Origin of the sequence: Sediminicoccus sp. BL-A-41-H5 (assembly GCF_050632405.1) — a bacterium.
Taxonomy (GTDB): domain Bacteria; phylum Pseudomonadota; class Alphaproteobacteria; order Acetobacterales; family Acetobacteraceae; genus Roseococcus.
Window position 1 is genome coordinate 1,082,006 of record NZ_CP192601.1, and the last position, 24,720, is coordinate 1,106,725.

Below are 24,720 nucleotides of genomic sequence, written 5' to 3' on the forward strand. Positions count from 1 at the left end.
ACAACCGGGAGGACCCCCATGGCCAAGATCGCCCTCGTCGTCGAATTCAAGCTGAAGCCCGGCGCGCATGCCGCCTTCGACGCCATCATCCGCGACCACGCCGCCGGCACGCTGGCCGACGAGCCGGGCTGCGAACGCTTCGACGTGCTGCAGCCGGGCAGCAAGGAAGGGCCCGACCTCTCCCGCGTCATGCTCTACGAGGTCTATGCCGATGACGCGGCCTTCAAGGCGCACACGCAGAATCCGCGCCTCGCGCGTACCCGCGCCGCCTATGAACCGCTGATCGAGGACCGCACCATCCACATCTGCAAGCTGTAGCATCCGCCCATCTTTTCGCCGTTTTCGCGAGGGACACCAGCCGCAACAGAAACGGAGGTTCCCATGCGCGCACGCGCGATCCCGATGACCCTGCTGCTGGCCACGCTGGCCCTCGGCACTGCGGGCTGCACCAACCCCTACAGCACCGGCCAGCGCGCGGCCGGCGGGGCGCTGATCGGCGCGGGCGGCGGTGCCGCCATCGGCGCGCTCGCGGGCGGTGGCGAGGGGGCGGCGATCGGCGCCGTGGCGGGCGCGCTGACGGGGGCCGCGGTCGGCGCCATCACCACGCCGCAGCCGCCGCCGCGCCGCAATTGCTGGCGCCGCCCCTCGGATGGCCGGATGGTTTGCCGCTGAGCCCAGCGCGTGCGAGGCTCGCCGGCGGAGGATAAGCCATGGACCTGCCCGCCGGCGCGATCGACGCCGATCTCCACCCCATGGTGCCGGGGCTTTCGGCCCTCGCACCCTACCTGCCCGATCTCTGGCGGGACCAGATCACGCTGCGCGGGATGGAGGGCTTCGACACCCAGGCCTATCCGCCCAAAGCCCCCAAGACGGTGCGGGCAGACTGGCGCCCGGATGGGGAATGGCCCGCCTCGCGCATCGGGCATCTCCAGCAGCAGGTGCTGGACCCGTGGAAGGTTTCGCGCGGTATCGTCACACCGCTCTACGGTGTGCAGCTCATCTTCAACGAGGACATGGCGCATGCCTTCACGTCCGCGCTGAACGACTGGACGCGCGCCGAATGGCTGGACGCCGATCCGCGCCTCGCCGGCTCCATCGTGCTGCCCATGTTCAACGCCGAGCATGCGGTGGCCGAGATCGAACGCTGCGCGCCCGATCCCCGCTTCGTGCAGGCCATGGTGCTGGTGATGGGCGAGACGCCACTCGGCCGACGGCACAACTGGCCGGTCTTCGAGGCGCTGGTGAAGCACAACCTCCCGCTCGCCATCCATGCCGGCACGGCCTATCGCAACCCGGTGACCTCGCTCGGCTGGCCCTCCTGGTATGCCGAGGATTATGCGGCCAACCAGCAGGCCTTCCAGAGCACCATGGCCTCGCTGATCACCGAGGGCGTCTTCGTCCGCTTCCCCACGCTCAAGGTCGTGCTGCTCGAAAGCGGCGTCTCCTGGCTGCCCGCCTTTCTCTGGCGCCTGGTGAAGGGCTGGAAGGGCGTGCGCTTCGAGGTCCCCTGGCTCGACCGCAACCCCTTCGACGTGGTGCGCGAGAATGTGCGCCTCTCCATCCAGCCCTGCGACGCGCCGGAAGACGCCGAGACGGTGCAGCGCGTGATGGACCACCTGGGCAGCGATGCCATGCTGCTCTGGTCCAGTGACTGGCCGCATTGGCAATTCGACGGCCCGCCCCGCCTGCCGCCCGGCATCGACGCCACGCTGGCGCGGAAAATCTGCGTGGAGAACGCGGTTTCGACCTATAACCGGCTCGCCCTGGAGGTGACCCCATGAACGTGATCCGCCCGCAAGCTTCGCCCGGCCGCCCGCTGGCCGCCACGCAGGGCCTCGTGGATGTGGACATCCATCCCCGTCCGCGCTCCATCAACGACTACGAGCCCTGGCTCTCGGCCGAGATGCGCGAGCGGCTGAACACCTTCGGCATCCGCCCGCGCCACGGCTTCGTGAAGGGCACGCCGTATTTCAAGTCGCAGCCGCTCGCCTGCCGCCGCGACGCCTGGCCGGCCGAGGGCACGCCGGCCAGCGACCTCGCCTTCATGCAGGAACAGATGCTCGATTTCCACGGTGTGGATATCGGCGTGCTGAACCCGCTGCAGCCGACCGCCCAGGGCGACCAGAACAACCCCTTCTCGGTCGCCATGGCGCATGCGGTCAACGAGTGGCAGCTCGCCACCTGGGTGGACCGCGATGCGCGGCTGCGCGCCAGCGTCGTCGTGCCCTACGAGGACCCGGAAGCCAGCGCGCGCGAAATCCGCAAGCGCGCGGGCGATGCGCGCTTCTGCCAGGTGCTGCTGATGAGCCGCACCTCCCACCCGCTCGGCAATCCGAAATACTGGCCGATCTTCGAGGCGGCGCAGGAAGCGAACCTGCCCATCGGCATCCACGCCTTCGGCTACAGTGGCTGGGCGATGACCAATGGCGGCTGGCCCAGCTTCTACATCGAGGAGGTGAGCGAGCACGCCACCTCCTGCCAGTCCCTCGTGAACTCGCTCGTCATCGAGGGCGTGCTGGAACGCTTCCCGCGCCTGCGCATCATCCTCATCGAATGCGGCTTCGGCTGGCTGCCGAGCGTGGCCTGGCGCCTCGACAAGCACTGGCCCATGCTCAAGTCCGAACTGCCGGCCATGAAGCGCCTGCCCTCGCAGCAGATCCGCGACCAGATCTGGGTCAGCACCCAGCCCATCGAGGAACCGCCGCGGCCGGAGCATCTGCTCGACTGCATGAGCTGGATCGGCTGGGAGAAGATCCTCTACGCGAGCGACTACCCGCACTGGGATTTCGACGACCCGCGCACCGCGATCCCGAGCTTCATCCCCGAGGACAAGCGCGCCGCCATCTATGGCGGGAACGCGCGCAAGCTCTACGGCTTCTGACATGAAGCACATCGTGGCGCCGGTCGCCGAAATCCCCCCCGGCGAGCGCCGCCTCGTCGAGGCCAATGGCAAGCGCGTGGTGGTGTTCAACCTGGGCGGCGAGTTCTTCGCGCTGTCCGACCGCTGCCCGCACCAGGGCGGCTCGCTGGCCGCCGGCCCGGTCATGGGCCTGGTCGAGAGCCCCTGCCCCGGCGAATATCATTATGGCCGCGCGGGCGAGATCATCCGCTGCCCCTGGCACGCCTGGGAATTCGACATCCGCACCGGGAAATCCCGCTTCGATCCGCGCCGCATGAAGGTCCGCGCCTTCCCCGCCTGCGTCGAGAAGGGCGAGGCGCTGCAGGCAGAGACCTTCCCCGTGCGCGTCGAGGAGGACTACGTGGTGGTGGACGTCTGACGGTCGTTGAGCGGATGATTCGGCGCCTCGCCGGTTCCGGCGCGACGCGTCATGCTCCGGCGGGCAGCGTGACCCGCACGCACAGCCCGCCCCATTCGCTCGCGGCCAGTTCCAGCGCCCCGCCATAGGCGGCCACCACATCCTGCGCGATGGCGAGGCCCAGCCCCGTGCCGCTGACCGAGGGGTCCAGCCGCACGCCCCGCGTCAGAGCCGCCCGCCGGTTCTGCGGCGCGATGCCCGGCCCGTCATCCTCCACGCGGAGGACGAGGCCCGGCTCCGCCGCCACGCGCACCCGGCTCCGCGCCCATTTCCCCGCATTGTCGAGCAGCGAGCCCAGCAGCTCCAGCACATCGCCCTCATCGCCCGTCAGCGTCAGCCCCTCGGGCACCGCCACCTCCCAGGTGAGGCGCTCGCCCGCGGGCGAGCGGGCCAGGGCGTCCACGATGCGGCGGGCGAGAGGGGCGAGCGCCACGCGTCCGCCCAGCCGCGCCGGCCCATGAATATGGGCGCGGGCCAATTCCCGCGCGATCCGCGATTCCATCGCGCCCGCCAACTCGCGCAGCTCGCCCGCCGCCTCCGCCTCGCCGCGCCCTTCCAGATCGCGCGCCCGGGCGCCCAGCAGGGCGAGCGGCGTGCGAAGCCCATGCGCCAGGTCCGCCGCGCGTTCGCGCGCGATGCGCGAGGCGCGGCGCTGCCCCTCCAGCAGCGCGTCGAAATCCTGCGCGAGCCCGTCCAGCTCCGCCGGGAGCGCCCCGCTCAGCCGCTCCCGCTGGCCCGCCCGCAGCGCCCCCAGCGCGCGCCGCGCATCGGCGATGGGCCGCAGCGCGATCACGCCCTGCACCAGCGAGGCGGCCAGCAGGGCCAGCGCCAGCAGCCCCAGCACCGGCAGGAATTCCCAGAGAAAGGCGCGATTCGCCGCGCGTAGCACCTTGCGGTCCACCGCCACCACCGCGCGCAGATCCGCGCCCGCCGCCTCACCCAGCGGGCGTTCGAGCGCGATCATCTTGCCGCCCTCCGGGCCGCGCAGGATCAGCCGGTGCAGCCCACCCGGCGCGGGGGCCGCTGCCTGCATCTCCAGCGTGAAGCCGCCCAGCGAGGACGAGCGCCAGGTCTCGCCCGTGCGGGCATCGCGCACCTGCCAGTAGAGGCCCGAATAGGGCTCCAGGAAGCGCGGATCGGGTAGCGGCGGAAGGCGCGTCCAGACGCCCTCGCCCGTGGCCACCACGCGGCCCAGCACGCGCAGATCCACCTCCAGCTGGACTTCCGCCTCGCGCTCCACATGGCGCTCGAACAGGCCCTGCAGCACCAGGCCCAGCACCAGCATGACCATCGCCGTCATGCCGAGGCCGGCCCAGGCGAAGCGCGCGCGCAGCGAGCGCGTCACGGCTCCACCACATAGCCATGGCCGCGCCGCGTGCGGATGGTGGCCGCACCGATCTTGCGCCTCAGCCGCGCCACGAGCGCCTCCACGGCATTGTCCGCGCGGTCGGCCTCGTCGGCGTAGAGGTGTTCCATCAATTCGGTCTGGTGCACGGCGCGGCCGGCATGATGCATGAGATAGGCGATGAGGCGGAATTCCAGCGGCGTCAGTTCCACCGCCTCGCCGCCCTGCGTCAGCCGCCGCGCGCGGGTATCCAGCGCGAGCCCGCCCGCGCGCAGCACATTGCCGGCCAGGCCCGCGTTGCGGCGCAGGATGGCGCGCAGCCGCGCCAGCAGCTCCTCCATCGCGAAGGGCTTCACGAGGTAGTCATCCGCCCCCGCGTCGATCGCCTCCACCCGCACCGCCCAGGTGGCGCGGGCCGACAGCACGAGGATGGGAAACGCCACTCCCTCCGCCCGCCAGCGGCGCAGCAGCGAGAGCCCGTCCACGCCGGGCAGGTTGAGGTCAAGGATGGCGGCGGCGAAGGGCTCGGTCCCGCCGCGCTCCCAGGCGGCGGCGCCATCGGCCAGATGCTCGGCTGCGAAGCCGGCATGGGCCAGCGCGCGCAGGACGTCCCGCGCGATGCCCGCCTCATCCTCCACCACCAGGATCCGCATGCCCTCCCCTTAGCGCCCCTTTCCTGACATCGCGCTGACACGCCGTGTCAGCCAGCCGGGGCGCCCGCCGATTATTGCGCTCGCCGAACCATGGAGACGCGCATGCCCCTCGGCCACGATCACCCGGCTTCCTCCTGCCGCCTCTGCGGCACCGCCTCGCGCCGGCTGGTGGCCGATCGCGGCCGCGGCGGCGCGCCGCTCGAGACCGTCCTCTGCACCGGCTGCGGCCTCGTCAGCCATGCCGAGATCCCGGATGACGCCGAGGTGAGCGATTTCTACGCCACGCGCTACCGCCTGGAATACAAGGGCGGCTTCTCGCCCAAGCGGAAGCACGCGCTGCGCGCGCTGCGCGGCGCCATGGCCCGCGCCCGCCGCCTGGCCCCCCTGCTGCCCGCCCATGCCCGCGTGCTGGACATCGGGGCCTCCTCCGGCGAATTCACCTTCGTGATGCGCGAGGCGGGCTTCACCGCCACGGGCCTCGAGCCCAATTGGGGCTATGCCGAATTCGCCCGCCGCGAATATGCGGTGGACATCAGCCAGGGCGGCTGGGACGCGCCCGAATTCCCGCGCGAGGCGCTGCACCTCGTCACCATGAACCACGTCATGGAGCACCTGACCGACCCCTGGGCCGCGATGCGCCGCATCCACGCGGCCCTCGCGCCCGAGGGGCTGCTCTTCATCGAGGTGCCGAACCTGGCGGGCATCCGCAAGCAGCTCGCCAACACCTTCCACGCCGCCCATATCTGGAACTTCACGCCCCAGACGCTGATCGCCGCGGCCTGGCAGGCGGGCTTCACGCCGCGCGCGGGCGAGAACCTCACCCACACCTCGATCACCTTCCGCAAGCGCATGCCGGGGGACCAGCCGCCGGCCGGCGCCGATGCCGCGCATGCCGAGGCCCTCTGGCGCCAGATGACGCAGCAGCAGTCGCGCGGGGCCTACCTGCTCTCGGCCGCGCCCCTCACGCGGCGGTGGCAGCGCCTGGTCCGCAACATCGGCGAGCATGTGACCACGCGCCGCCACGCCACCATCCGCGCCATGGCCGAGGCGCTGCTGGACCAGGCGGCCCTTGACCAGGGCTCCCCCTGGGCCGGCCGGCATGGCTGGCGGATGGGCGGGCGCGCTCAGCCGGCGAATTCGGCGGCGAGCCGCGCGAAGGCCTGATCGAGCCAGGGGAGCAGCGCCGCCACATCGGCCTGCTCCACCGTGGCCCCGCACCAGATCCGCAGCCCCGGCGGCGCGTCGCGATAGCTCGCGGCATCGAGCGCCACGCCTTCCTCCTCCAGCAGCGCCGAGAGCCGCGCCGCCGCCTTGACCTGCGCGCCGGCATCGAGCGCGGTGAACCAGGGTGCGACGATACGGAGGCAGACGCTGGTGCAGGAGCGCGTGGCCGGGTCTTCCGCCAGGAAGCGCGCCCACTCGCTCTGAGCGACCCAGCCCGCGATGGTGGCAAGGTTGCCCTCGGCGCGGGCATTCAGCCCGCGCAGGCCGCCCACGCCCTCGGCCCAGCGCAGCCCGTCCAGCGCATCCTCGACACAGAGCATGGAGGGCGTGTTGATCGTATCGCCCTTGAAGATGCCCTCGATCAGCTTGCCCCCCTTGGTCAGGCGGAACACCTTGGGCAGCGGCCAGGCCGGCTTGTGGGATTCGAGGCGCGCCACGGCGCGGGGCGAGAGCGCCAGCATGCCATGCGCCGCCTCGCCCCCCAGCACCTTCTGCCAGGACCAGGTGACGACATCGAGCTTGGGCCAGGGCAGATCCATGGCGAAGGCGGCCGATGTCGCGTCGCAGATGGTCAGCCCCTCGCGGTCGTCGCGGATCCAGTCCGCATGGGGCAGGCGCACGCCGCTCGTCGTGCCATTCCAGACGAAGACGCAATCCCGCGCCGGGTCCACCGCCGAGAGGTCCGGCAACTGGCCATAGGGCGCCTTCAGCAGGCGCAGGTCGGCGAGCTTCAGCTCGGCCTGGATGTCATGCGCCCATTCGGCGGAAAAACTCTCCCAGGCCAGCACATCCACGCCGCGGGCCCCGAGCAGGCTCCACAGCGCCATCTCGACGGCGCCCGTGTCCGAGGCCGGCACGATGCCCAGGCGATAATCCGCCGGCATGCCCAGAATGGCCCGGGAGCGCTCGATCACCTCGGCGAGGCGGGCCTTGGGGGCGGCCGCGCGATGGCTGCGGCCAAGCAGCGCGCCTTCCAGCGCGTCCAGCGAAAATCCGGGCCGCTTGGCGCAGGGGCCGGAGGAGAAACGGGGGTTGGCGGGCTTCTGCATGGGAGGCTTCGTGGCACGCGCGGCCGGGCCTGTCATCTCCCCACGGGCATGGCAGGATGGCCCGCATGACCGACCGCCTCGAGACCTTCTGCCACGCGCTGCCCAAGGTGGACCTGCATGTCCACCTGCTGGGGGCCGTGCGGCAATCCACCTTCGCCGAGATGGCCGCCCGCTGCGGCATGGGCGCGCCCGAGGTGGACCAGCTCTACGCCCGCGACGCCAGGCCCAAGGGCGTGCTGCACATCCTGCGCGCGCTGGAGAGCCGCATCCTGCGCGACGCGCGTGACCTGCACCGCATCGCCTATGAACATCTCCAGGACGCCGCCGCGCATGGCGTGCGCCATTCGGAGATCTTCTGGAACCCGACCGGAACCGCGCATCTGTTTCCCTACGCCAAGGGCGCGGACGCCATCCTCGCCGGCTTCGCCGATGCGGCGGCCGATTTCGGCGTCTCCGCCCTGCTCATCCCCTCCATCGACCGCGAGGCCCCGCCCGAGGCCGCCACCGAGATGGCCGAGTGGATGGTGGCGCATCGGCGCGACGCCATCATCGGCATGGGCATCGACTACCGCGAGACCGACCGCCCGCCCGAGCTCTTCTGGCGCGCCTGGCGCATCGCGAAGCAGGCCGGATTCAAATTGACGGCCCATGCCGGCGAATTCGGCTGCCACCCGCGCAACGTCGCGACCGCGCTGGACCTCTGCGAGGTGGACCGGATTGATCACGGCTACACCATCCTGGAAGATCCCGCGCTCACCGCGCGCTGCGCGGAGCGGGGCATCCTCTTCACCGTGGTGCCCACCAATTCCTACTATCTCCGCACGCTGGAGAACTGGCCGGACGGACACCCGCTCGCCCGCATGCCCGAGGCCGGGCTGCTGATCCACCCCAACACCGACGACCCGCCGCTGCACCAGGTCACGCCCACGCGCTGCTGGCGGATGATGGCGGAGGATTTCGGCTTCGGCCTCGGCGATCTGCGCAGCTTCATGCTGAACGGCATCCGCGGTTCCTTCCTGCCCGAGCCCGCCCGCCGCCACCTGGAGGGCGCCTTCGCCCAGGAATTCGACGCGCTGGCCGCCGAGACCTTCCCCGATGGAGCCATCGCATGATCCCCCGCCGCGCCCTGCTGGCCACGCCGCTGGCGACACCCGCGCTGGCGCAATCCTGGCCGACGCGGCCCGTCACCCTCGTCGTGCCCTTCGCCCCCGGCGGCAATGTGGACACGGTGGCGCGGCTGGCGGCGGCCGAACTCACCCGCCACCTCGGCCAAAGCGTGGTGGTGGAGAACGCGCCGGGTGCGGGCGGCACCATCGGCACCGAGCGCGTGGCCCGCGCGGCGCCCGATGGCTACACCCTGCTGGTCGGCGTGGAGAGCCCCTTCACCATCTCGCCCTTCGTCACGCCGAATGCCGTGCGCTACGAGCCGCTGCGCGATTTTTCGCCGATCGGCATGCTGGCCTCGCTCCCGCTGACACTGGTTGGCCGCCCGGACCTGCCGGCGAATGACCTCCCCGCCCTCCTGGCGCTGGCCCGCGCCCGTCCCGATGGCCTGACCTTCGCCACCTCCGGCACCGGCACCTCCCTGCATCTCTGGGGCGAGATCATCGCGCGCGGCGCGGGCGTGAAGCTGGAGCACGTGCCCTATCGCATCGCGGCCCAGATCCCCTCGGACCTCATCGCCGGGCGGCTCGACCTCGCGGTGCTGACCATCACCAGCACGGCGCCGCTGCTGCGCGAGGGGCGGATCAAGGGCTTCGCCAATTCCTCGCTGGGCGTCATCGAGGACCTCCCGCCGCTGGCCAGCCTGCCGGCCTTCGCGGGTGTGGAGATGCTGGCCTGGCAGGGCCTCTTCGCCCCCGCGCGCACCGATCCGGCCATCATCGCCCGGCTCGCCGCGGCGCTGGATGCGATGCAGGCCGAGGCCGGGTTCCGCCAACGCCTCGGCCAGATCGGCATGACGCCCTGGCGCAAGACGCCCGAGGAAATGACGGCCCTGCTGCGCGCCGAACTCGCGCGCTACCAGGCGGTGGTGCGGGCGGCGAACATCCGCGCCGAGTGACATGCACGCAAATTTTGCATGCGCGCTTGAAGGCGGGGCGCGTGCATGCAACCGTTTCATGCATCCGGAGAAGCCCGCATGAAACTGGCCGCCATGCTCCATGCCCTCGCCCTGCTGGCAGCCCTCCTGCCCACCCCCGCCCTCGCCGCGCCGCCACCCCCGCCCGGCCCTGCCGAATGGCAGGCCTATGTCCGCCGCTACCTCGCCCCCGAAGGCCGCATCATCGACACCGCCAATCGCGGCATCTCGCACAGCGAAGGCCAGGGCTATTCCATGCTCTTCGCCTTGCATTTCAATGACCGCGCGCGCTTCGACCAGATGTGGAACTGGACGCGCCGCAACCTCGCCCGCCCTGGCGACAGCCTCTCCGCCTGGCGCTTCGACCCCAACAGCCGCGCCGGCGTGACCGACACGAACAACGCGACGGATGGCGACATCTTCATCGCCTGGTCGCTGCTCATGGCCGCCGAACGCTGGGAGGCGCCGGCCTATCGCGAGCAGGCGCAGCGCATCACGGCCGACATCCTGCGATGCTGCGTCATCGAGTTCCGCGGCCGCACGCTGCTGCTGCCCGGCATCCATGGCTTCGAGGATTCGCAGGGCGTCGTCATCAACCTCTCCTACTACGCCTTCCCCGCCCTGCGCGCCCTCTCCCGCGCCGTGCCCGATGCGCGCTGGGCGGCGCTGGAGCGCGATGGGCTGCAATTGATGCGCGAGGCCGCCTTCGGCCGCTGGCGCCTGCCGCCCGACTGGCTCCTGCTGCCCGCCCATGGCGGCCCGCCGGTCGCCACCGGCCGCTGGCCCAACCGCTTCGCCTGGGATGCCGTGCGCGTGCCGCTCAACCTCGCGTGGCAGCAACTGGATGCCACGCCCCTGCCTTCGGCGCGCAGCTTCTGGGACTCCCCGAGCCATACCCAGCGCCCGCCCGCCTGGGTGGATCTGAACACTGGCGCCATCGCCCCCTATCCCGGCCATGCCGGCGTCCGCTCCATCCACGCGCTGGTCCGCAGCCGCTTCGGCGAGCGCACGGGCGCGCCGCTCGGCGTGGCGGATGCGCCGGATTATTTCGGCGCGGCGCTGGTCCTGCAGACGCGCATCGCGCCTCACATGGCGATCGAGCCGCCCGCCCTGGTGCCGCCCACGCCCGCCACCCCGCCCAGCCGCACCGAGCGCCTGATGGGCGCGGCCCAGGCCGCCTGGTCCCGCTGGCGCGGGGACCCGGCCGAGGAGGAGGCCGAGCCCCTGCCCGTCATCACGCCCGCCCAGGCGCAATGGGCGCGCAACCTGCATGCCGAGCAGCCGCAGGTGCGCGGCGTCGCCGCCGGGATGCGCGGCCTGGCTCCGCCCCGATGAGCGCCCTCACCCGCCGCGGGCTGATCGCCGCCACCCTGCCGCTGGCCGCCGCCCGCGCCCAGACCGCGAACGGCCCCTATGTCGTCGCGGCCGGCGAAGGCCGGCGCCTCAACGCCGCCGTGCTGAGCGACCTGCACCACCATCCGGACTTCAACCCGCCCGCCGAGATCCGTGTGGAGGGCCTGCCCTGGATCACGACCGACCTGCGCGAGGAGGTGGAGGCCGGCAGCCCCGGGGCGGAAGCCGTGCTGACCAACACCGCGGGCCACGCGCTCGGCCTCGCGCGCGATCTCTGGCGCGAGGTACCCGCCCCCTGGCTCGCCGGGAACACGCCGGGGCTGACGGAAGCGGGGCGGATGGTGCAGGCGCGCCTGGGCGGCACGGGCCTCGTGCTGGGCAGCCTGCCGGGCGGGCCGGTGCTGCTGCACCGCCGCTCCGTCCTGGCCCGCGCGCCCCGCACGGCGGCGGAACTGCTGGACTATGCGCGCCAGAACCCGAAGCGCTTCCAATACACCCGCCCCGGCCAGTCCCGCTTCGGCCAGGCCTTCGTGACGGGCCTGCCCTACCTGCTGAACGACCCGGACCCGCTCGATCCGCGCCGGGGCTGGACCAGCACATGGCCCTACCTTGCCGAGCTCGGCCGCCACGTCGCCTATTACCCCAGCTCCGGCCAGGCGGCGGCGGAGGAATTCCTAGATGGCGGCGTGGACCTGGCGCCCATCGTGCTCGGCTCCTACCTGCTCGGCGTGGCGCAGGACATGCTGCCGGCGGATATCGCCTGCACGCTCTTCGACGCGGCGCCCCTGCTGCCGCACAGCATGATCCTCACCCTGCCGCGCGGCGTGGCGGCCGAGCGGGTGGCGCTGATCGAGCCCCTGCTGGCCTTCCTGCGCCAGCCCGAGATGCAGCGCCGCGTCTTCGGCCGCGGCCTCGTGCCCGGCACCGGCCCGATGGCGACGGACCCCCAGCCGACCGACCGGCTCTGGACCGCGGGCCTCACGCCCGAGCTGCGGGCGGGGCTGACCGGCCGCGCCATCGCGCCGCAGCTCGATGCCTCGGCCCGCGCCTACATGCTGCGCGCCTGGGATGCGCTGATCGGCGCGCGCTTCGGCGAGCACCGGTAGCCGTTTTCACCAGACGAGGCGCAGCGGCTGCAGCGCCCGCGCGCGCGCGGCCAGCTCCAGGCTCGGCAGCACGTCGCAGGAAGGCCAGAGCCCGGTCTCCAGCCCCGCCGCATAGCCCTCGGGCAGGCCGGCCGCGCGCATGGCCGCCGCCGCCGCCGCATGGTCGTAGTCGAGCGGCAGGATCTCGACGGTGAGTGCGCGCGGCGAGGGCGTCAGCAGCGCGAACCAGCTCCGCGGCGTGCCGTCATTGGCGGGCATGCCCACCGCCCCCGCATTGAGCCAGAGCCCGCCGCCCATGAGCCGCCGCGCGAAGGGGATGCCGCAATGCCCGGCGATCACGCCCTGGCAGGCGGTCTCGGCCAGCTCCTCCAGCAGCACCGGCTCGGGCGCGGAGGCGAAGAGGAAGCGGCTGATCTCGGTGGCGCCGCCATGCAGCACGGCCAGCCGCCGCCGGTCGGGCAATTCCAGATGGAGCTGGCGCGGCAGCCCGCCCATCCAGGCGCGGTGGCGCGGCGTGACCTGCCGGTTGGCATGCGCGTACCAGGCGCGCGAGAGCAGGTCGCAGGCCGTGTCCTCCTCGAAGCCGCAGCCGCAATCCTCCGCCTCGGCGGCCAGGTTCTCCTCGCAATTGCCCATCAGCACGAGGGCGCCGCTCTCCATCATGAGGTCGCAGCAGGCGGCCGCATCGGCGGCATAGGCGACGACATCGCCGGTGCAGAGGATGCGATCGCCCGCGATGCCGCGCCGGGCGGCTTCCGCCAGCACGGCCTGTGTCGCCTGGAGATTCGAATAAGGCCCGCCGAAGACGAGCATGGGCGCGTCGAGGCGGATGAGCGGGATCATGCGAGGCTTCTCCGGAGCGCGCCGCTGATGCGATCGGCGGCGAGGGTGAGCGCGACAATGACGATGAGGATGGCCAGCACGCGGTTGAAATCCAGCAGGTCCACCGCGTTCTTCAGCTCCTGCCCGAGGCCGCCCGCGCCCACCAGCCCGAGCACGGTGGAGGCGCGGATATTCGCCTCCCACACATAGAGCAGCCCGCCCAGATTCTGCGGCAGGGTCTGCGGCACCAGCGCGCAGAGCGCCACATGCCAGCGCGAACCGCCGACGGCGAGGATGGCCTCGGCCGGCCGCGGGTCGGCCTCCTCCATCGCCTCGGACCAGAGCTTGGCGACGGAGCCCGCCGAATGGAGTGCCACCCCCAGCATGCCGGCGAAGGGGCCGAGGCCCACGGCGGCGACGAACAGCAGGGCGAAGACGAAGCCATCCACCCCGCGCAGCGCATCCAGCACGGCGCGCAGCGGGTGGTAGAGCGCGAAGCTCGGCGTCACCTGCCGTGTGGCAACCAACGCGAGCGGAGCGGCCATCAGCGCGGCGGCAAAGGTGCCCAGGGTGGCGATGCCCAGCGTCTCGCCCGCGCGGCGCGCGATGTCGCGCCCTTCCGAGAAATCCGGCGGCCAGGCGCCGGCCAGCCAGCCCATGAGGCGCGGCAGGCCGGAAGCGAGCCGCGCCGGATCAGGCGCCACCACCCAGGCCGAGCCCAGGAGCAGCGCGACAAAGGCAAGCCAGCCGACAGGCTTCACGAAGTCCGCAGCCGCCCCAGCGAACGCCCCGCCGCCTCGATCAGCGCATAGGTGGTGGGGGTCGCCGCCACCCAGCCCGTGTAATTGGGCGGCATGACGCGCAGGGCCTGCTCGGGTGTGATGGCGAGTGCGGCGGCGGCCAAGGCGGACTTCGTGCCCGCATCCAGGTCATGCCGCACGGCCAGCGCGTCATTGGGCAGGGGCTCGCTCTGCCAGACGATGCGCGCCTGCTCGGGCCGCACCCGGCCGGCCGCCAGCATGGCGTTGAAGTTCCGGTCGAAATCGGTCGCGAGATCCACTTGGCCGGACGCCACCGAGATCACGTTCGCCGCATGGCTGGCACCGTCGCGATACTGGAAGAAGCGGCGCACATCGATGCCCTGCTGCGCGAACCAGTGATGCGGGATGAGCCAGCCGCTGGTGGATCCCGCATCGGCGAAGGAGATGGAGAGGCCGCGCGCATCATCCGGGAAGCGGGCGAGGGCGAGGCCGGCGCGCGCCAGGATGATGGCGTGATAGGTGGGCCGCCCCTGGTAGAGCACCGTCGCCAGCGCCTCGGCCCGCGCGCGGTCCCGCGCCAGCACATAGCCCCAGGGCCCCATCCAGGCCGCATCAACCTGGCCCGACCCCAGCGCGACGGCGATGCCCGCCCAGTCGGTGGTGACGGTGAGTTCATGGGGCCGGCCGAGGGCCTGCGCGAGATGCGCGAAGAAGGGCTCGAAGGCGCGGCGCGTATCGCCCGCGGTCGGCTGGAAGGGACCGACGGCGAAGCGGATCGGCGTGCGGGACTGCGCGGCGGCCAAGCCCGGGAGCAGCAGGGGTGCCGCGAGGAGGGAACGGCGGGATGTCATGCGGCGCGGCCTTTCTGGCGAGGGAGGTGGCGCATCACCGGCTGCAGGCCGCCCCGCCCAGGACGCAGAAGGTCGCGCAATGCGGGTGGTTGAGCGCGACCGGCCGGTTCGCCTCGGCGAGCGTGTCGCCCAGTTCGAAGCGCTCGTCGTAAGCGAGCAGCGTGCAGGCCAGCACGGCGGGGCGCGCGGCGCCCTTGCGCTTCACGACCATGCGGGAGGAGGCGCACATCATGGAGTCCGGCGACTTCTTCAGGATGCCCCAGCAGGCCTCGGTGATCTCGGGCACGTCCCGCCCCGCATCCATCTCGGGGAAGAGCATCAGCTCCACGGGATCATGGGCATCCACCGGGATGCCATATTCGGCGAAGAGGCCCGCGAAGCCCGCGCGCATCGCCGCCTCATCCTCCGCGCCGAAGCCCGCCCGGCCGGCGACATTCAGCGTGAAGCCCTCCCGCGCGAGCCAGACGATTCCCTCCATGCTGCGCGCGAAGCTGCCTGGGCCCCGCTCCAGGTCATGGATGGCGGCGTCGTGATGATCGAGGCTCACGCGCAGGATGAGGTTGCCCATGCCGTGCTTCTCGCGCAGCGCCAGCAGCGGCGCCGCGTAGCGCCGCATGGGCTGCATCGCGTTGGTCAGCACCAGCGCGCGCAAGCCGCGCGAGAGGACGTCGTCCAGCATGGGAACGAGGTCCGGGTTCATGAAGGGCTCGCCGCCGGTGAAGCCCACCTCCCGCACCGGGAAGGCGGCCGCTTCGTCCAGGTAGTCGCGCACCTCGGCGGCGCTGAGATAGACCAGCGCGTCATTGCGCGGGCTGCTCTCGATGTAGCAATTGGCGCAGGTGATGTTGCACAGCGTGCCGGTGTTGAACCAGAGCGTCTCCAGCGCCGCGAGGCCGACGCTGGCCCGCCGCTCGCCCTTCAACGTCAGCACCGGGTCCTGGAACTTGCCGGGCTGGAGCGGTGGGGTGGTCTGGCTGCGAAGGGACAAGGCGGGGCTCTCCGGGAATCAGGTCGGTGTCGCGTCGTTCAACGCCCAATCATAGGCATCTTCCGCGATGCGGGTGACATTTCGCAGCGCCTCGGCCAGCGGCGGCGCCGCGTAGCGCCGCAGATGCGCGATCACCCCCGCATCATCGCCGCCGAAATCCTCGCGGAACCAGCGATAGATGGAGGAGACGCGCAAGCCCCCGCCCGGCAGCAACGCGGCGCCGCGCGGATGGTTCACGAAGGCGCGCGCGGCCGCATCCAGATCCGCCTCCAGGCTCGCCGCGCGCCAGGCGCGCGGCGGCAGGTTCGGGCAGCCGATCGAGGCGCAGTTCACCGCGTCATGCACGCGCGGGTCGCGGAAGGTCGGGCGCATGGTGCCGTGCTCGATGTCGTCGAGCGACATGCGCGTGCCCTCGATGGTGACGAGGCGCGTGCGCCATGGCCCGAGGAATTGCCGGGGGTCGAGCCCCACGCCGGTCGAGCGGATCTCCTTGATGGAGCGCACCGGGTATCGCTCCAGCACGACCTTGAGCGTGAGGGCGTTGTAGAGATTGGCCCAGAAGGCAAAAGCCTCGCCCCGCGGCATGGCGGAGGGTCGGCGCGTCGCGGCCTCGGCGATCCAGGCATCCAGCGCCGCCATGTCGGTGGCATTCGCCTTCCAGCGCCCATAGGCGACACGCGTGACGCCATCGGCCGGCGTGCTGGCGTAGCGGCCGAGCAGCATGTCGAGCGCGGACTCGGCGGCCCGTGCGGGGGCCGCCAGGATGGGAGGGGCCAGCAGGCCGAGGGCGCGGCGCCGGATCATTTCGCGGCGAACCTGTTCTTGAGCGGGATGGCGGCGAGGGAGAGCGCGGCAAGGCCCAGCAGGGCGCCGAGCACCTGCGGGGTCAGCACCGAGCCGAGATCGAGCGTGCCGCCGGCATCCAGGATGGAGCCGAGTCCCGCTCCGGTCAGGCTGAAGACGAAGGTGCCGGGCATGATCCCGAAAAAGGTGGTGAGCACATAGATCGGCAGCCTCACGCCGACGAAGGCCGGAACGAGATTGACCAGGAAGAAGGGGAACAGCGGCACCAGCCGCAGCACCAGCAGATAGGAGGCGGCATTGCGGCGGATGCCCTCGGCCAGGCGCTGCGCCGGGGCGCCGAAGCGGTCCAGCGCGTTCTCGCCGAAGATGGTGCGGGCGAAGAGGAAGACGAGGGTGGCGCCGATGGTGGCCCCCAGCACGGTGAGCAGCGTGCCGAGCCAGGCGCCGAAGAGGAAGCCGCCGGCGAGCGTGAGGATCACCGCGCCGGGCACCGAGAGCGCGACGGCCGCCGCATAGGTCAGGACATAGCCGCCGGCCGCGAGCACCGCATGCTGCGCGACCAGCGCGGACAGCGCCTCGCGATGCCGCGCCAGCGCCTCCAGCGAAAGCAGCTCACCCAGCCCCGCCGCGCGCAGGCCGAGCAGCAGCGCGATGGCGCCGAGCGCGAGCCACATGCGCCGGTCCTTGAGCAAACGGCCGAGCCGATTCAGCCCTCCAGGCCGTTCGGGCTTTTGGCCATCGGATGGAGGCATCATGGCAGCAGCCTCTGGATCCAGCCCACGATCCGCCGCGTGCGCGCCGAGAACAGGCTGGGCGTGTAGAAGCCGCCCGCCGCCCGCTTCGAGAGCTCGGACATGGTGGGATAGGGCGCCATCATCTGCGCCACCGCGCCGATCTTCAGCTTCTGCTGGATCGCGAGGCCCCAGAGGCCGATCATCTCGCCCGCGCGGGGTGCGAGGATGGTGGCGCCGAGGATGCGCCCGTCGCCGCCCAGGATGATCTTGGCCAGCCCCTCCGTGCTGCGCTCGGCCACCGCGCGGTCATTGCCCGAGAGCGGCTGCAGCAGCACCTGGACCGGGTGGCTGGCCAGCCGCGCCTCGGCCTCGGTCAGGCCCACATGCGCGAGTTCGGGGTCGCAATAGGTCACCCAGGGCAAGGCGCCGTAATCCACCCGGGCGGGCAGGCCGAAGAGGATGTTCCGGATCAGCACGCCCGCGTGATAGCCGGCCACATGGGTGAATTGCGGCCCGCCCGCGACATCGCCGGCCGCGAAGACGCGCTTGTTGCTGGAGCGCAGCCGCTGATCCACGGTGATGCCGCGCGGCGTGGTGTCAACGCCGGCAAGCTGCAGGTCCAAGCCATCGAGATGCGGCCTGCGGCCTGCCGCCACCAGCAGGTGCGAACCCGCGATCACCGTGCCATCCCCCAGCTCGACCTCCACCCCGGCCCCACCCCCGGGGCGGATGCGCGCCACCTGCGCGCCCTCGACCAGGGTGACGCCCTGCCCCACCAGGATCTCGCGCAGCATGGCCACCGCCTCGGGCTCGTCGCGCGGGAGGATCGTGTCGCGCTGGATCACCGTCACGGCCGAACCCAGCCCCCGGAAGGCCTGCGCCATCTCGATGCCGATCGGGCCGCCGCCCAGCACCAGCAGATGTGCGGGCCGCTTGGTCAGCTCGAAGATGGTCTCGTTCGTCAGGTACGGCGTGCCGGTGAGGCCAGGGATGGGCGGGATCGCGGGGCTTGAGCCGGTCGCCACCACGAAGCGCCGGGCGCGGATGCGCTGCCCGCCCGCCGCCACCTCGCGCGGCCCCGTGAAGCGGGCCGCGGCCTGGATGACGGTACAGCCCAGCGCCTCGAAGCGCGCCACGCTGTCATGCGGCGCGATGGCGGCGATCACGCCCTGCACATGCGCGTGCACCCGCGCGAAATCCACCACGGGTTCGGCCACATCCACCCCGAAGCGCACCGCCCCGCGGGCGGCGTCGGCCGCATGGGCCGCCGCCAGCAGCGCCTTGGAGGGGACGCAGCCCGTGTTCAGGCAATCGCCCCCCATCCGGTGCTTCTCGACCAGCACGACGGAGGCGCCCATCTGCACAGCGCCCGCGGCCAGCGAGAGCCCGCCCGAACCCGCGCCGATCACGCAGAGATCGGCGTGCAGGACACCGCCCTTCAGGCGCGGGCGGCGGGCCGCCGCCGGCGGAGTGTCATCATGGGTCATGCTGGGCCTGTCGCTGCGCTGTGCCGGTTTCGCTGCATCCGGGGACGAGGTTACGCCCATCACTGCCAGCGCGGCGGGATGATCCGCGCGACGGCCAGGCCGCCGCGGTCATCCGTGTCGGCCGAGAGCGCCAGATGGGTCACGGCGGGCGCGGCCTCACCGAAGGCCAGCCGGTAATCGGCGGCGACATCCACCACCTCCTCCAGCCAGGTGGCGAGCGGCGCCTCCGTGCCCCGCAGGATGATGACGGCGCCATCGCGCGGCGCATAGGGGTTGGGCAGGCGCCGGCCCGGCGCGCCCCCACCCCAGCAATAGGTCAGGCCGCGCCCGGCCATGCCCTCGGGCGTCAGGCTCCGGCGCATGAAGGAGAGCGGCCCCTCCGCCGCGAAGAGCACATGGACGGCGGCGGAGCGGTCATCGGCGCCGCGCAGGGCCGCGTCGCTCGGCGGGGCCGCGCTGTCCACGCGCCAGCGCCAGCCGAGGCGCTCGGCCGGCCCGGGAAAGGGGCGCAGCAGGAAGCCCACGGAATCCCGCGCGGTGATCCGCACGAACCCCGCCTCATCCCAGGCGAATTGCGCCACCGCGCGGCCGCGCACCCCCTGCAGGCGCCAGCCCGCCTCGGCCAGGCGCGGGTCCAGCGCTTCGGCCCGGGCGGCAAGCGGTGCGGCCAGGGGCAGGGCGAGCGTGGCGCGCCGGCCCGTCAATGCGCCGCGCGCCGCATCAGCAGCGGCCCGGCCATGGCGCCCAGCGCCGTCACCACCAGCACGGCGATGCCATGCCAGACGAGGACCATCACCGCCGCATCCAGCTCATGCACCAGCGTCAGGCCCAAGCTGGCGAAGGCGGCCGCCGAGAGCGCCCCGAGTGCCGCCACCGGCACCGGCCGCAGCAGCGCCGCATGCCGCGTGAGGAAGGCGATGGCGGCCGTCATCGGCACGCCAAGCCCGATGATGAAGCCGAGGCAGGGCAGGCTCACGCCCAGTTGCAGCGCCCCCGGCCCCAGCCGCGCGAGGTCCTCGAGGCAGCCCCAGCCCATGGTGACGAGCCAGCCCACCACCGCCGGCACCGGCAGCAGCGCCCAACGCTGGTCCCGATCGGGCAAGGCGAGCTGGAAGGCGGCATAGCCGGCCGTCAGCGCCACCAGCGCCGCCGACATCAGGTGATAGAGATCGAACCCCTCCATCAGCCAGGCCGCGAAATCGGCGCGCAGGCCGGAGACGAGCAGCGCAGCACCGATCACGCCCGCGCAGAACATGCACCACAGCCCGAGCATGGCCAGCGGCGACGGCAGGCGCCGCACCGGCCTGAGGCCGCGGCTCAACTGGGTGATCAGCTCTTCGGTCCGCATCGTCATGATTCCTTGCCGAGCTTGCGGCGCAGGCTGTGGATGGCCCGGTGGGTGGCGACCTTCAACGCCCCCATGGACATGCCCGAACGCGCGCTGGCTTCCGCGAGCGACAGGGCCTCGATCTTGGTCAATTGCAGGGCTGTGCGCTGCGAGGCCGGCAATTCCCCCACCGCCGCGCGGAGCTCCGCCGCATCCAGCCGCCGCTCGGCATCGCCCTCCGCCCCCACATGCTCGGCCGCCTCCAGCACCGTGTGGCGCGAAAGGCCGCGGGCCACGCCGCGGCCCCGGTCCAGCGCCCGCCGCTCGGCGATGGCGGCGATCCAGGGGCGGAAAGGCCGCGCGGGGTCATAGGTGGCGCGCACCCGGTGCAGCGTCAGCAGCGTGTCCTGCACCGCATCCTCCGCCTCGGCGGCATCGCTCAGCCGGCGCCGGCAGATGGCGCGCAGCAGGGGCAGGCATTCGCGCAGCAGCGCGTCATAGGCGCGCGCATCGCCCGCCTGGGCGCGCGCCATCAGGACGGACCAGCGGGCATCGCGCGCCGGTCGCTCCTCCGCCTCGCTCATGCTGGCGAGGCCATCCCAGACAAGGTCGGACGTGACACCGGCATCCTCGGCCGCGCCCGCCCGGCCCGATGCCGGGCCCGAAAGCGCCTGCCCGGTTACGATGGGCGACGGGGGAGGGTTACGCCGGCCGAACAGAATTTTCCGACCCCGCCCGGAAGCGATAGAGCAGATGCCGGCGCATGGGGTGACCCTCGGCCAGGTTTGGGTGGTCGAACTCACCCGCCCGCGCCATGCTGAGCCTGTCCATCAGCCGCCAGGAGGGTTCATTGGCCGGGATGGTGAAGGCCACGATCTCCGGCAGGCGGAGCGTGCCGAAGCCGAAGGCCAGCGCCGCCCGCGCCGCCTCCTCCGCATAACCCCGGCGCTGATGCGCGACCGCGATTCGCCAGCCGATCTCGACCGCGGGGGTGAACCAGGCCGTCCAGGGGATGTTCAGCAGGCCCACCAGCCCCACCACGCCCGGCGCATCCCGCCGCTCCACCGCCCAGAAGCCGTAGCCATGCTCGGCGAAATGCCGCCCGATGCGTTCGCGGAAGGCCTCGCTCGCGGCGAGGTCCAGGGCGCTCGGGAAATGCCGCATCACCGCCGCATCCCCGTTGATGGCGGCGAGTTCGGGCCCATCGGCCTCGGTCGGCGGCCGCAGGATCAGGCGCTCCGTGTGCAGGATGGCGGGCATGCGCACGACCCTATCCCCCCGGGCGCCGCCTCGGCTACATCAGTCGTGCCGCAGAGAGGGAGATTGCGATGAGCTGGCCGATCCAGACGGGCCTGCATGCCCTGGGCGACGTGACCACCCTCTCGGGCGAGGTGTTCCGCGGCGCGAAACTCAGCTGGAAGGCGCATGGCACGCTCTCGCCCAAGCGGGACAACGTCATCCTCTATCCCACCAGCTATTCCGCCCAGCACCAGGAGCTGGAATGGCTGATCGGGCCCGACGGCATCCTGGACCCCACGCGCTGGTTCATCATCCAGCCCGACATGTTCGCCAATGGCCTTTCCTCCAGCCCGTCGAACGATCCGGACTACCCGGCCCTCGTCACCTCCTGGGACAATGTCCGCGCCCAGCGGCGGCTGCTGGCCGAGCAGTTCGGCGTGGAGCGCCTCGCCTGCGTCTATGGCTGGTCCATGGGGGCGCAGCAGGCCTATCACTGGGCCGCGATCTTCCCCGAGGCGGTGGAGCGCATCGTCGCCATCTGCGGCAGCGCGCGGACCGCCGTGCACAACCAGGTCTTCCTCCGCAGCCTGATGGCGGTGCTGGAAGCCGCCCCCGAGCATATCGGCGGCGGCCGCTTTTCCGCCCCGCCCATGGCGGCCCTTCGCGCCTATGGCCGCATCTATGCGAGCTGGGCGCTGAGCCAGGATTTCTATCGCGCCGGCCGCCACCTCGTGAGCGAGCCAAGCCTCGAGGCCTTCCTGGTCAACCAGTGGGAGGCGCGCTGGACCGCGCGTGATGCGGCGAACCTCTACGCCCAGGCGCGCTGCTGGGATGCGGGCGACATCAGCGCCAACCCGCTTTATGGAGGGGACCTCGCGCGCGCGCTGAACGCCATCCAGGCCCGCGTCCTGCTGATGCCGGGCGAGACGGACCTCTATTTCCGCGTGGCCGACAATGCGGCCGAGCTGCCGCATCTGCGCCATGGTGACATGCGCGTCATCCCCAGCATCAACGGCCACCGCGCGGGCAACCCGCTGGGCTTCGCCGAGGACACGGCATTCCTGAAATCCGCGACACGCGCGTGGCTGGAAGCCTGAACCCAACCGGTCTAGCCTTTTTTGCTGAGAGAATGATTCACCGCTTCGGTGATTCCACCTCAGCGGATCATGCTCTAGCCTCGCCCCCAGGAAGGAACGCCCGATGACCCTGATGAGCCTGGACGCGATGGCGGCGAGCATCCCCGATGGGGCGATGATCGCGCTGCCGCCCGACAACTCCCTCCCCTCCGTCGCCCTCGCCAAGGCGCTGATCCGGCGGGGTGCAAAGCGCCTGCGGCTGGTGGGCGTGCCCATCTCCGGCTTCGCGACCGACATCCTGATCGGCGCGGGCTGTGTGGAGCAGGTGGAGACGAGCGCGGTAACACTCGGCGAGGCCGGCTTCGCGCCGCGCTTCTCGGCCGCGCTGAAGGAAGGGAAGCTGCGCATCCTGGACGCCACCTGCCCCGCGATGCACACCATGCTGCAGGCGACCGAGAAGGGCGTACCCTTCATGCCGCTGCGCGGGCTGATCGGCAGCGACATCCTGGCCAACCGCCCCGACTGGAAGGTGATCGAGAGTCCCTTCGGCACCGGCGAGAAGATCACCCTGCTGCCCGCGCTCAACCCCGATGTCGCCGTCTTCCACGCGGTGATGGCGGACAGCGCCGGCAATGTCTGGGTCGGGCGGCGGCGTGAATGCGCGACCGTGGCCCATGCCAGCAAGCGCGCGCTGGTCACCGTCGAGCGCGTGGTGGAGGGCAATTTCCTGGAGGATGAGCGCCTCTGCCCCGGCGCCATCAACGCCACCTACATCTCGGGCTACGCCATCGCCGAGCGCGGCGCGCACCCCTCCGCCCTGCTCGACGAATACGGCTTCGACACGCCATACATCATGGACTACGCCCGCGCGGCCAAGACCGAGGCCGGCTTCGCCGCCTGGTGCGCGGAACATGTCTTCGGCAGCCAGGCGGTGGCCGCGGAATGAGCGCCGCCGATGATTTGAGGGCGCAGGGCCCCTCGGGCCCAAGCACCGAAAAGCTGAATCGGCCGGCGCCAGCCAGCTACCGGACTGAGGAACTTCTCGCCGTCTGCATCGCGCGGCTGATCCGCGCGGTGCCGACCTCGCACATCGCCGTCGGCGCCGCCTCGCCCATCCCGGCCGCGGCCTGCTGGCTCTGCGTGAAGCAGGGCGCGCCGCTGCGCCTCTCGCTCCTGCACAAGCGCACGGGCAACCCCTTCACCGATGGCTCGCGCGAGCTCTTCGACCTGACGGGCCAGGGCCGCGTGGACCTGTTCTTCCTGGGCGGCGGCGAGATCGACGGCCAGGCCAACCTCAACCTCATCGGCACGGGCGACTGGCCGGGGATGGAGGTGCGCTTCCCGGGCAGCTTCGGCTCGGCCTTCATGTATTTCATGACCGGCCGCACCATCCTGTTCCGCGAGGAGCACAGCCCGCGTGTGCTGGTGGACCGCGTGGCCCACATCTCCGCCCCCGGCATCTCCGAGCCCGGCGTCTATCGCCGCGGCCATGCCCAGGCGCTGGTGACGGGGCGTTGCGTCTTCCACTTCCACCCCGAGCGCGGCCGTTTCTCGCTCGCCTCCATCCATGCGGGCGAGACGCTGGAGAGCATCCGCGCCATGACCGGCTTCGACTTCGACGTGGCCGATGACGTGGGCGAAACCCCGGCGCCGACCGAGGAGGAACTCGCCCTGCTGCGCGGCGCCGTCTGCGACGAGATGCTGGAGACCTATCCGGATTTCTGCGCCCGCGTCTTCGGCCGCAAGCGCGCGGCCTGAGGCGTGGAGTACGAGACCCTCGCCCGCACGCGCCGCAGCGTGCGGGGCTACAAGCCCGACCCGGTGCCCCGCGCGCTGATCGAGGAGATCATCGAGGTGGCGAAGCGCGCGCCCTCCTCGATGAACACCCAGCCCTGGCACGTCCATGTGCTGGCCGGCGCCCCGCTGGAGCGCGTCCGCCAGCGCAACATGCAGACCATGGCCGGGGGCGCCAAGGCGAACCGGGACATCGTCAGCCATGGCGAATACGAGGGCGTGCATCGCGCCCGCCAGGTGGCGATCGCGGTGAAGCTCTTCGGCGCCATGGGCATCGCCCGCGACGACAAGCCGATGCGCCAGGACTGGGTGATGCGCGGCTTCCGTCAATTCGACGCGCCGGTCTCCCTCGTGCTGACCTATGACCGCGTGCTCGATCCAGGCGCCGTCGTGCATTTCGACCTGGGCGCGCTGAGCTACGGCATCTGCCTCGCCGCCTGGGATCGCGGCCTCGGCACCGTGGTGAACGGCCAGGGCATCATGCGCTCCGAGATCGTGCGCGAGGAGGCGCAGATCCCCGAAGACCAGGTGATCATGACCTGCATCGCGCTGGGCTGGCCGGAGGAGAGCTTCGCGGCCAACAGCGTGACCTCCGACCGCGAGCCGAACGGGAATTTCGTGCGCTTCGTGGGCTTCGACGACTGACGGCGTCAGCGAAGCCTTAACCCGGATGCCGCATCCGGCTGCCTCCCCGCAAGGAGTGCAGCCCG

Annotated in this window: 28 protein-coding genes; 14 read left to right on the forward strand and 14 right to left on the reverse strand. The window is 71.8% G+C overall.

What is annotated here, in order from left to right; translation table 11 throughout:
• Positions 1-18 precede the first annotated feature (18 nt).
• The 5 genes from ACQ860_RS05415 (at position 19) to ACQ860_RS05435 (ending at position 3,278) form a co-directional block, all read left to right on the forward strand.
• Complete coding sequence (locus tag ACQ860_RS05415) at positions 19-318, forward strand: putative quinol monooxygenase (RefSeq protein ID WP_318651155.1); 300 nt, start codon at positions 19-21, stop codon at positions 316-318.
• Positions 319-381: 63 nt separating this feature from the next.
• The gene (locus ACQ860_RS05420; RefSeq protein ID WP_431302391.1) at positions 382-672 is read left to right on the forward strand and encodes a YMGG-like glycine zipper-containing protein; all 291 of its coding nucleotides are present in this window, start codon (positions 382-384) and stop codon (positions 670-672) included.
• 38 nt (positions 673-710) lie between these two features.
• On the forward strand, positions 711-1,781 hold the full coding sequence (locus ACQ860_RS05425; protein ID WP_431302392.1) for an amidohydrolase family protein: 1,071 nt from the start codon (positions 711-713) through the stop codon (positions 1,779-1,781).
• Positions 1,778-2,881 carry an amidohydrolase family protein gene (locus ACQ860_RS05430; protein WP_431302393.1) on the forward strand — a complete coding sequence of 368 codons (1,104 nt, stop codon included), beginning with the start codon at positions 1,778-1,780 and terminating at the stop codon, positions 2,879-2,881. Before ACQ860_RS05425 ends, ACQ860_RS05430 begins: the two co-directional genes overlap by 4 nt.
• Before the next feature lies 1 nt (position 2,882).
• Positions 2,883-3,278 (forward strand): Rieske (2Fe-2S) protein, encoded by a 396-nt coding sequence (locus tag ACQ860_RS05435; RefSeq protein WP_431302394.1) that lies wholly within the window; start codon positions 2,883-2,885, stop codon positions 3,276-3,278.
• 49 nt (positions 3,279-3,327) lie between these two features.
• On the opposite strand, the gene ACQ860_RS05440 is transcribed toward ACQ860_RS05435, so the two are convergent.
• Positions 3,328-4,662, reverse strand: a complete 1,335-nt coding sequence (locus ACQ860_RS05440; protein ID WP_431302395.1) for a sensor histidine kinase — start codon at positions 4,660-4,662, stop codon at positions 3,328-3,330.
• The gene (locus ACQ860_RS05445; protein WP_431302396.1) at positions 4,659-5,315 is read right to left on the reverse strand and encodes a response regulator transcription factor; all 657 of its coding nucleotides are present in this window, start codon (positions 5,313-5,315) and stop codon (positions 4,659-4,661) included. Before ACQ860_RS05445 ends, ACQ860_RS05440 begins: the two co-directional genes overlap by 4 nt.
• A 102-nt stretch (positions 5,316-5,417) precedes the next feature.
• Here ACQ860_RS05445 and ACQ860_RS05450 point away from each other — a divergent pair, with 102 nt between their 5' ends.
• Positions 5,418-6,479 (forward strand): class I SAM-dependent methyltransferase, encoded by a 1,062-nt coding sequence (locus ACQ860_RS05450; protein ID WP_431302397.1) that lies wholly within the window; start codon positions 5,418-5,420, stop codon positions 6,477-6,479.
• Here ACQ860_RS05450 and ACQ860_RS05455 read toward each other — a convergent pair.
• Complete coding sequence (locus ACQ860_RS05455) at positions 6,440-7,624, reverse strand: phosphoserine transaminase (protein WP_431302398.1); 1,185 nt, start codon at positions 7,622-7,624, stop codon at positions 6,440-6,442. The two genes, ACQ860_RS05450 and ACQ860_RS05455, sit on opposite strands and share 40 nt — an antisense overlap.
• A gap of 29 nt (positions 7,625-7,653) precedes the next feature.
• Between ACQ860_RS05455 and ACQ860_RS05460 the strand changes: the two genes are divergently transcribed.
• The 4 genes from ACQ860_RS05460 (at position 7,654) to ACQ860_RS05475 (ending at position 12,127) form a co-directional block, all read left to right on the forward strand.
• Complete coding sequence (locus tag ACQ860_RS05460) at positions 7,654-8,700, forward strand: adenosine deaminase family protein (protein ID WP_431302399.1); 1,047 nt, start codon at positions 7,654-7,656, stop codon at positions 8,698-8,700.
• Positions 8,697-9,650 carry a Bug family tripartite tricarboxylate transporter substrate binding protein gene (locus ACQ860_RS05465; RefSeq protein WP_431302400.1) on the forward strand — a complete coding sequence of 318 codons (954 nt, stop codon included), beginning with the start codon at positions 8,697-8,699 and terminating at the stop codon, positions 9,648-9,650. Before ACQ860_RS05460 ends, ACQ860_RS05465 begins: the two co-directional genes overlap by 4 nt.
• Before the next feature lie 78 nt (positions 9,651-9,728).
• A complete protein-coding gene (locus tag ACQ860_RS05470) occupies positions 9,729-11,003 on the forward strand; it encodes a glycosyl hydrolase family 8 (RefSeq protein ID WP_431302401.1) in 1,275 nt (424 codons plus the stop codon).
• Positions 11,000-12,127 carry a hypothetical protein gene (locus ACQ860_RS05475; RefSeq protein WP_431302402.1) on the forward strand — a complete coding sequence of 376 codons (1,128 nt, stop codon included), beginning with the start codon at positions 11,000-11,002 and terminating at the stop codon, positions 12,125-12,127. Before ACQ860_RS05470 ends, ACQ860_RS05475 begins: the two co-directional genes overlap by 4 nt.
• A 6-nt stretch (positions 12,128-12,133) precedes the next feature.
• On the opposite strand, the gene ACQ860_RS05480 is transcribed toward ACQ860_RS05475, so the two are convergent.
• The 11 genes from ACQ860_RS05480 to ACQ860_RS05530 all read right to left on the reverse strand — a co-directional run bounded on the left by ACQ860_RS05480 (position 12,134) and on the right by ACQ860_RS05530 (position 21,161).
• Entirely contained in the window at positions 12,134-12,970 is an 837-nt protein-coding gene (locus tag ACQ860_RS05480) for a metallophosphoesterase family protein (protein ID WP_431302403.1), read from the reverse strand.
• Positions 12,967-13,710, reverse strand: coding sequence for a phosphonate ABC transporter, permease protein PhnE (gene phnE / locus ACQ860_RS05485; protein WP_431302404.1), 744 nt, complete (start codon positions 13,708-13,710; stop codon positions 12,967-12,969). The genes ACQ860_RS05480 and phnE overlap by 4 nt, the downstream gene beginning before the upstream one ends.
• On the reverse strand, positions 13,707-14,561 hold the full coding sequence (locus ACQ860_RS05490; RefSeq protein WP_431302405.1) for a phosphate/phosphite/phosphonate ABC transporter substrate-binding protein: 855 nt from the start codon (positions 14,559-14,561) through the stop codon (positions 13,707-13,709). The genes phnE and ACQ860_RS05490 overlap by 4 nt, the downstream gene beginning before the upstream one ends.
• Before the next feature lie 34 nt (positions 14,562-14,595).
• Positions 14,596-15,549: a radical SAM protein gene (locus tag ACQ860_RS05495; RefSeq protein WP_431302406.1), complete on the reverse strand. Its 954-nt coding sequence runs from the start codon at positions 15,547-15,549 to the stop codon at positions 14,596-14,598.
• An 18-nt stretch (positions 15,550-15,567) separates the two neighbouring features.
• Positions 15,568-16,353, reverse strand: a complete 786-nt coding sequence (locus tag ACQ860_RS05500) for a DUF547 domain-containing protein (protein WP_431302407.1) — start codon at positions 16,351-16,353, stop codon at positions 15,568-15,570.
• Positions 16,350-17,027: a TVP38/TMEM64 family protein gene (locus ACQ860_RS05505; RefSeq protein WP_431302408.1), complete on the reverse strand. Its 678-nt coding sequence runs from the start codon at positions 17,025-17,027 to the stop codon at positions 16,350-16,352. Before ACQ860_RS05505 ends, ACQ860_RS05500 begins: the two co-directional genes overlap by 4 nt.
• Positions 17,028-17,104: 77 nt before the next feature.
• Entirely contained in the window at positions 17,105-18,574 is a 1,470-nt protein-coding gene (locus tag ACQ860_RS05510) for a dihydrolipoyl dehydrogenase family protein (protein ID WP_431302409.1), read from the reverse strand.
• A gap of 59 nt (positions 18,575-18,633) precedes the next feature.
• Positions 18,634-19,278, reverse strand: coding sequence for a DUF3047 domain-containing protein (locus ACQ860_RS05515; RefSeq protein ID WP_431302410.1), 645 nt, complete (start codon positions 19,276-19,278; stop codon positions 18,634-18,636).
• Positions 19,275-19,928, reverse strand: coding sequence for an NrsF family protein (locus ACQ860_RS05520; RefSeq protein ID WP_431302411.1), 654 nt, complete (start codon positions 19,926-19,928; stop codon positions 19,275-19,277). Before ACQ860_RS05520 ends, ACQ860_RS05515 begins: the two co-directional genes overlap by 4 nt.
• Positions 19,925-20,485 (reverse strand): RNA polymerase sigma factor, encoded by a 561-nt coding sequence (locus ACQ860_RS05525; RefSeq protein WP_431302412.1) that lies wholly within the window; start codon positions 20,483-20,485, stop codon positions 19,925-19,927. Before ACQ860_RS05525 ends, ACQ860_RS05520 begins: the two co-directional genes overlap by 4 nt.
• A 118-nt stretch (positions 20,486-20,603) precedes the next feature.
• Entirely contained in the window at positions 20,604-21,161 is a 558-nt protein-coding gene (locus tag ACQ860_RS05530; RefSeq protein ID WP_431305725.1) for a GNAT family N-acetyltransferase, read from the reverse strand.
• Positions 21,162-21,229: 68 nt separating this feature from the next.
• On the opposite strand from ACQ860_RS05530, the gene ACQ860_RS05535 reads away from it, so the two are divergent.
• The 4 genes from ACQ860_RS05535 (at position 21,230) to ACQ860_RS05550 (ending at position 24,655) form a co-directional block, all read left to right on the forward strand.
• Entirely contained in the window at positions 21,230-22,237 is a 1,008-nt protein-coding gene (locus ACQ860_RS05535; protein ID WP_431302413.1) for an alpha/beta fold hydrolase, read from the forward strand.
• A gap of 103 nt (positions 22,238-22,340) precedes the next feature.
• Complete coding sequence (locus ACQ860_RS05540; protein ID WP_431302414.1) at positions 22,341-23,162, forward strand: CoA transferase subunit A; 822 nt, start codon at positions 22,341-22,343, stop codon at positions 23,160-23,162.
• Positions 23,159-23,974, forward strand: a complete 816-nt coding sequence (locus ACQ860_RS05545) for a CoA synthetase (RefSeq protein ID WP_431302415.1) — start codon at positions 23,159-23,161, stop codon at positions 23,972-23,974. The genes ACQ860_RS05540 and ACQ860_RS05545 overlap by 4 nt, the downstream gene beginning before the upstream one ends.
• Positions 23,975-23,977: 3 nt before the next feature.
• Positions 23,978-24,655, forward strand: coding sequence for a nitroreductase (locus ACQ860_RS05550; protein WP_431302416.1), 678 nt, complete (start codon positions 23,978-23,980; stop codon positions 24,653-24,655).
• Positions 24,656-24,720: the final 65 nt, after the last annotated feature.